Source organism: Frankia sp. CcCS3 (genome assembly GCF_977927575.1).
In genome coordinates, this window is the sequence record NZ_CDWRCL010000217.1 from 1 (window position 1) to 5,844 (window position 5,844).

General features: G+C 69.9%; 7 protein-coding genes. 5 read left to right on the forward strand and 2 right to left on the reverse strand.

Annotation, left to right across the window (positions count from 1 at the left end; translation table 11 throughout):
* Window positions 1–146: 146 nt before the first annotated feature.
* The 4 genes from AC08OQ_RS16140 to AC08OQ_RS16155 all read left to right on the forward strand — a co-directional run bounded on the left by AC08OQ_RS16140 (window position 147) and on the right by AC08OQ_RS16155 (window position 4,214).
* Window positions 147–575 carry an organic hydroperoxide resistance protein gene (locus tag AC08OQ_RS16140; RefSeq protein ID WP_462188621.1) on the forward strand — a complete coding sequence of 143 codons (429 nt, stop codon included), beginning with the start codon at window positions 147–149 and terminating at the stop codon, window positions 573–575.
* A gap of 313 nt (window positions 576–888) precedes the next feature.
* Window positions 889–2,298, forward strand: coding sequence for a glycosyltransferase family 4 protein (locus AC08OQ_RS16145; protein WP_476601936.1), 1,410 nt, complete (start codon window positions 889–891; stop codon window positions 2,296–2,298).
* Between the two features lie 10 nt (window positions 2,299–2,308).
* Window positions 2,309–3,040, forward strand: a complete 732-nt coding sequence (locus AC08OQ_RS16150) for a class I SAM-dependent methyltransferase (RefSeq protein ID WP_462188623.1) — start codon at window positions 2,309–2,311, stop codon at window positions 3,038–3,040.
* Window positions 3,027–4,214, forward strand: a complete 1,188-nt coding sequence (locus tag AC08OQ_RS16155) for a hypothetical protein (protein ID WP_476601935.1) — start codon at window positions 3,027–3,029, stop codon at window positions 4,212–4,214. The genes AC08OQ_RS16150 and AC08OQ_RS16155 overlap by 14 nt, the downstream gene beginning before the upstream one ends.
* Here the strand turns inward: AC08OQ_RS16155 and AC08OQ_RS16160 are convergent.
* Both AC08OQ_RS16160 and def read right to left on the reverse strand, forming a co-directional pair.
* The gene (locus AC08OQ_RS16160; protein ID WP_476601934.1) at window positions 4,197–4,814 is read right to left on the reverse strand and encodes a class I SAM-dependent methyltransferase; all 618 of its coding nucleotides are present in this window, start codon (window positions 4,812–4,814) and stop codon (window positions 4,197–4,199) included. The two genes, AC08OQ_RS16155 and AC08OQ_RS16160, sit on opposite strands and share 18 nt — an antisense overlap.
* 70 nt (window positions 4,815–4,884) lie before the next feature.
* Window positions 4,885–5,559 (reverse strand): peptide deformylase, encoded by a 675-nt coding sequence (gene def / locus AC08OQ_RS16165; RefSeq protein ID WP_476601933.1) that lies wholly within the window; start codon window positions 5,557–5,559, stop codon window positions 4,885–4,887.
* On the opposite strand from def, the gene AC08OQ_RS16170 reads away from it, so the two are divergent.
* Window positions 5,558–5,844: hypothetical protein (locus AC08OQ_RS16170; protein WP_476605610.1), on the forward strand; the 287-nt coding region annotated here is incomplete at its 3' end. The genes def and AC08OQ_RS16170 overlap by 2 nt on opposite strands.

A 5,844-nucleotide genomic window follows, 5' to 3' on the forward strand; every position in this document is an offset into this window, starting at 1 on the left:
AACCGTCACCCACAGCAAGATCGCTAAAGCAGGTGAATGTTTACAATCGAAGGTGTGGGCCGCGAAGTTTTTAGGGCACCAGTTTGGTTGCATAAATGTCACAGGCTCTCCGGAGTTTCGGCAACACCGGATGCACGGAGGCAACCATGGCGAACACGATCTACTCCGCCACCTCGACCGCCTGGGGTGGACGCGACGGACGGGTGGTGTCCAGCGACAACCGGATCGACCTCCAACTCTCCGTCCCGAAGGGCCTCGGTGGTGACGACGGGCCGGGCACGAACCCGGAACAGCTGTTCGCCACCGGTTACGCGGCGTGCTTCCACGGCGCGCTCAAGGCCATCGCGCGCGAGAAGAAGATCGATGTCAAGGACTCGGCGGTGTCCGTGACCGTCGGGCTGATCAGGGACGACAACGGCAGCCTGGGGCTGAGCACGCGGATCGAGGCGCAGATCCCCGGCATCGAGCGGGCGGCCGCCCAGGAGATTCTGGAGGCCGCGCACGCCCTGTGCCCGTACTCCGTGGCCACCCGGGGCAACATCCCCTCCGAGGTGGTCCTCGTCGAGAGCGACTGACCCGGCTCCCCTGCTCACCTTGCCTATCCAGAGGGATAAAGCGGACACAAAACCCTCTGGATAGGCAAGTCTCCCTCGTTGCCGCAGATCTTGGACTCGCGACGAAGAGTCCTAATGTGACGCAAAGCACACCTCTGGGACGCAGCGTCGGCCCATTTCAATGAAGATCGGCACTCAATATCCTAATGTGCCAGGAAGCGGCGCCACCCTCGACGTCGAGGAACCAGGACATGGCCCGAGACGGACGGAGGGCGCACAGTTGCGGATTGCGTTGTTATCGTACCGGAGTCTGCCCACCTGCGGTGGCCAGGGTGTGTACGTCCGACATCTGTCCCGCGAACTGGTCGCCCTGGGGCACCGCGTCCAGGTGGTGAGCGGGCCGCCGTACCCGGTGCTCGAGGAGGGGGTCGGCCTCACCGAGCTGCCCAGCCTCGATCTCTACCGGGACTCCGACCCGTTCCGGTGGCCCGGACTGGCCGAGTTCCACGGCCTGCCGGACGTCGTCGAGTTCGCCATGATGCGGACCGGCCAGTTCTCCGAGCCGCTCGCCTTCAGCCTGCGTGCCTGCCAGGCCCTGCGTCCCAGGGCATCCGGGGGCCGACCGCCGTTCGACATCGTCCATGACAACCAGGGGCTGGGATACGGCCTGCTGGCGCTGCGGGCGGCCCTGCGCCCGTACCGGATCCCGGTCGTGGGCACCGTGCATCATCCGATCACGGTCGATCGCCGCCTGCACCTCGCCGCGGCAACCACCTTCACGTCCCGGCTGGGCCTGCGCCGGTGGTACTCGTTCCTCCCGATGCAGGCCCGGGTCGCGCGGGGGCTGGACGGCATCGTCATCCCGTCGGAGAGCTCCCGGCGAGAGATCATCGCAGACATGAACCTCCCCTCAGCGGTCATGCACACGGTTCCGTTGGGAGTCGACGCCGACGTCTTCACGCCGGCGCCCTCGGGCAATCCGGCGGTTCCGGGCCGTGTCGTCGTTGTGACCAGCGCCGATGTTCCGCTCAAGGGCCTGCTCGTCCTGCTCGAGGCGCTCGCGAAGCTGCGGGTGGATCGCTCGGCGCACCTGGTCTGCGTCGGCAAGGCCCGCGAAGGGGGAACGGCCCAGCGCCAGGTTGCCGAGCTGGGCCTGGCCGACGCCGTGATGTTCCGTTCCAACATGCCGGAACTGGAGCTGGTGGACCTGTTGCGCTCCGCCGAGGTCGCGGTCGTTCCCTCGCTGTACGAGGGGTTCAGCCTGCCCGCCGTCGAGGAGATGGCCTGCGGGATCCCGCTGGTCGCCACCACCGCCGGGGCGCTGCCCGAGGTCGCCGGTCCGGACGGGGAGGCCGCATTGCTGGTCCCGCCGGGGGATGCGGGGGCCCTGGCGGACGCCATCGGTTCCCTGCTCGACGACCCCGAACGACGGGCCCGAATGGGTGCCGCCGGGCGCCGCCGGGTGGAGGCGCGGTTCTCCTGGCGGGCGGCCGCCGCGGCCACCGCGGACTGGTACGCCGAGCGGATCGCGGCAGTCGGCGGGACGCCCACCTCCCCCTTCCCGGGACCTCCCGTCCCGGAACTGGGATCGGCGGCCCGCTGGGCGCCGCCCGTCCCGCCCTCCGGGATGCCGGCACCGCTGTCCACACCCGGCGCCGCAACACCAGCCACCGCAACGCCAGCACCGCTGTCCGCACCCGGCGCCGGGGCGTCCGCACCGGCGTCGTCGACGCTGACCGGCTGACGGCCGACGCATGCTGACCGTCGACTTCGACCGGTTTCCCGTCTCCGCGGGCTGCCGGCTGCTCGACCTGGGATGCGGCGCCGGGCGGCACACGTTCGAGGCGTTCCGACGGGGCGCCGAGGTCATCGCGCTGGACTACTCCGCCGACGAGGTCGCCGGCGTCAACGCGATGCTCGCCGCGATGGCCCTGGAGGGACAGGCTCCACCCAAGGCGAAGGCCGCCGGAGTACGCGGTGACGCGCTGGCGCTGCCGTTCGCCGACGGCACCTTCGACCGGATCATCGCCGCCGAGGTGCTCGAACACCTGCCCGCCGACACGGCGGCGATGGCGGAGATCGCCCGGGTGCTGCGGCCCGGGGGGTGGGTGGCGGTCACCGTCCCGAACCGGTTCCCCGAGCAGGTGTGCTGGAGCCTGTCGACGGCTTATCACAGCGTCGAGGGGGGCCATGTCCGCATCTACCGCCGGGACGAGCTTCGTGATCGGTTGACCGCGGTGGGACTGGAACCGGCCGGCACCCATTTCGCGCACGCCCTGCACGCCCCGTACTGGTGGCTGCGGTGTCTCGTCGGTGTCCACGACGACGGCCATCCGGCGACGCGGCTTTACCACCGGCTGCTGGTGTGGGACATGATGCGCCGTCCCCGCATCACCCGCCTCGCCGAGCGGGCCCTCAATCCGATCATCGGCAAGAGCATCGTGCTGTATCTGAGGAAGCCGGAGGTAACGCGTGCGGCCGGTTGAGTCTGCTCCGGTCCTGACCCCCGAGGCGCTCACCGCGACCGCGACCGCGATCGCCGTCGTCCAGGAGCCGGACGGCGCCATCCCCTGGTATCCCGGTGGCCATACCGACCCGTGGGATCATCTCGAATGCACCATGGCCCTCGACCTCGGCGGCCTGGTCGACGCCGCCGACGCCGCGTGGGCCTGGCTGTGTCGCAACCAGCGGCCGGATGGATCCTGGGCGACGAGCTACGTCGGCGGCGCGGTCAAGGAGGACTTCGCCGACAGCAACCAGTGCGCCTATGTCGCCACCGCAGCCTGGCACCGCTGGTTGGCCACCGGTGACCGCGCCTTCCTCACGAGGATCTGGCCGGTCGTCGAGGCGGCCCTGGACTTCGTCGTCGATATGCAGAGCCCGACCGGACAGATCTGGTGGGCCCGGTCGTCGGACGGTGTCGACTACCCCGAGGCCCTGCTGACGGGATGCTCCAGCACGTTGCACAGCCTGCGCTGCGGGATGGCGCTCGCCGCCCTGGTCGGGGAGGTGCCACCGGCCTGGGAACGGGCGACCGGCGCGCTGCGGCACACCCTCGTCGCTCACCCGGAGTACTTCGCCCCCCGCGACCGGTGGTCGATGGACTGGTACTACCCGGTGATCGGCGGAGCGCTGCGCCGGTCCGCGGGTCGGTCCCGGCTCACCAGCCGGTGGGACGACTTCGTCGTCGACGGTCTGGGTATCCGCTGCGTGGCTGACGAGCCCTGGGTCACGGGGGCCGAGACCTGCGAACTCGCCATCGCCCTGCATCTCGTGGGCGAGACCGCCGCGGCGACCAAGCTGGTCATGGACATGCAGCACCTGCGGCACGCCGACGGGAGCTACTGGACGGGCTGGCAGTTCGAGACCGCGACGTTCTGGCCGGCCGAACAGTCAACCTGGACCGCGGCGGCGGTGATCCTCGCGGTCGACACGTTGGCCGGCGGGGTCACCGAGACCCTCTTCCGCGGCGACGACCTCCCCGAGGGGATCTGTGTCCTCGACAAGGAGTCCGACGAGCCTCGGCAGGGCGGCAGGCGGCTTCCGGAGCCGCGGACGGAGCCGCGGGCGGAGGTGGGGACGGAGGTGGGGACACCCGCCGAGCGCCGGCTTCCTCGGCAGCGGCCGGCCTGCGGATGCCGCTCAGTCGACGCGGCGTAGGACGCGCAGCGAACCCGCGCACGACAGCTCGCGGAAGCCCTCCGCCAGCGCTCGCACCAGAACGTGGTAGGGTGCCTGGCCCCCGTCCGCCGGGTTCGGAAAGACGTCGTGGATGGCCAGGAGACCGCCGGGCCGCACATGGCGGCCCCAGGCCTCGTAGTCCGCCTGGGCCTGCTCCTCGGTGTGCCCACCGTCGAGGAAGAGCAGGTCGGCCGGGGTCGACCACCATCGCCCCACCCGTTCGGAGCGGCCGACGACCGCCGTCACGACGTCCTCGACGCCCGCGTCCTCCAGCGTCCGCCGCAGGAAGGGCAGCGTGTCCAGCCGGCCGCTACGCGGGTCGACGAGATCGGCATCGTGGTACTCCCACCCGGGTTGGTTCTCCTCCGACCCGCGATGATGATCCACGGTGACCATCGTCGCCCCCACCGTCCGGGCGGCCGCGGCCAGGTACAGGGTCGACTTACCGCAGTAGGTGCCGACCTCGCAGATCAGGCCGCCGGCCGATACCCGCGTCGCCGCCGCGTAGAGCGCCAGGCCATCCTCCGCGGGCATGAAGCCCGTCGCCGCCTCGGCCGCCCGCCGCAACACCACATCCACCGCCGACTCCCTCTTTCTCGCAGGACAGGTAGCCTTTCTCGTAGGACAGGTAGCGCGCGCCAGTGGCACGCTACCTGCCGAGCTGGGCGGCCACCTCGACCCGGCGGGCGAAGATCTCCTCGGTCCGCTCCTCCATCTCGCGGAGGGCCTTCTTGCGTCCGCGGCTCGACAGCCGGTCTATGTAGAGGCTGCCGTACAGGTGATCGGTCTCATGCTGCAGGCAACGGGCGAAATAGCCGGTTCCCTCCAGGCGGAGCGGGGCACCGTGCTGGTCCTGACCGCGGACAGCGGCATGCCCGAGCCGGGCGACCTCCATGTAGGCCCCCGGAACAGACAGGCACCCCTCATCTCCCTTGACGAGCCGGCGCTCCGTCGGCGGCGCCTCCTCCAGGACGGGGTTGACCAGATGGCCCACGTGCCGCACACCATCCTCGTCGGTGCAGTCGTAGACGAAGACCGCGGCGTCAACGTCGATCTGGTTCGCCGCGAGTCCGACACCTTCGGCGCCGTACATGGTGGTGAACATGTCGTCGATCAGCGCAGCGAGCTCCGCGGTCCCGAACTCGGTGATTTTCTTACAGGGCCGGTGCAGAACAGGCTCACCGACAACGGTGATCCTGCGGATGGAACCGCGGCCGACCTCCGGTGGCAGCTGCGGGTAGGAGTCGACCGGCTCCCCCTGCACCCGGACCCGCCGATCGACCTTCTCGTCCTTCTCGTCAGATCGCGCTAAGCGCGAGGCCATGGCGAGCATCTCCTTCCATCCGACCGGGGCGCGCCTGCGCGTGAGTCGACGCGGGGCCGATCCTGCCGATCGGCAGGATCGGCCCCGCGTCACCGCCGATCCTCGACGTGCTTCGTTCGCTACGAGCTTGACAGATCGCACCCCCTGTCCGCTCGGCGGACTGGCCGCTCCCATGATCAACAGCATCACCAGGCGCGGCGCCATCATGGCTGCTACCTGCGGGAAAAGCGCGAACCTCAGACCATTCATTGCGCGGCGTAACTTCATCGACACCATGCGTACATA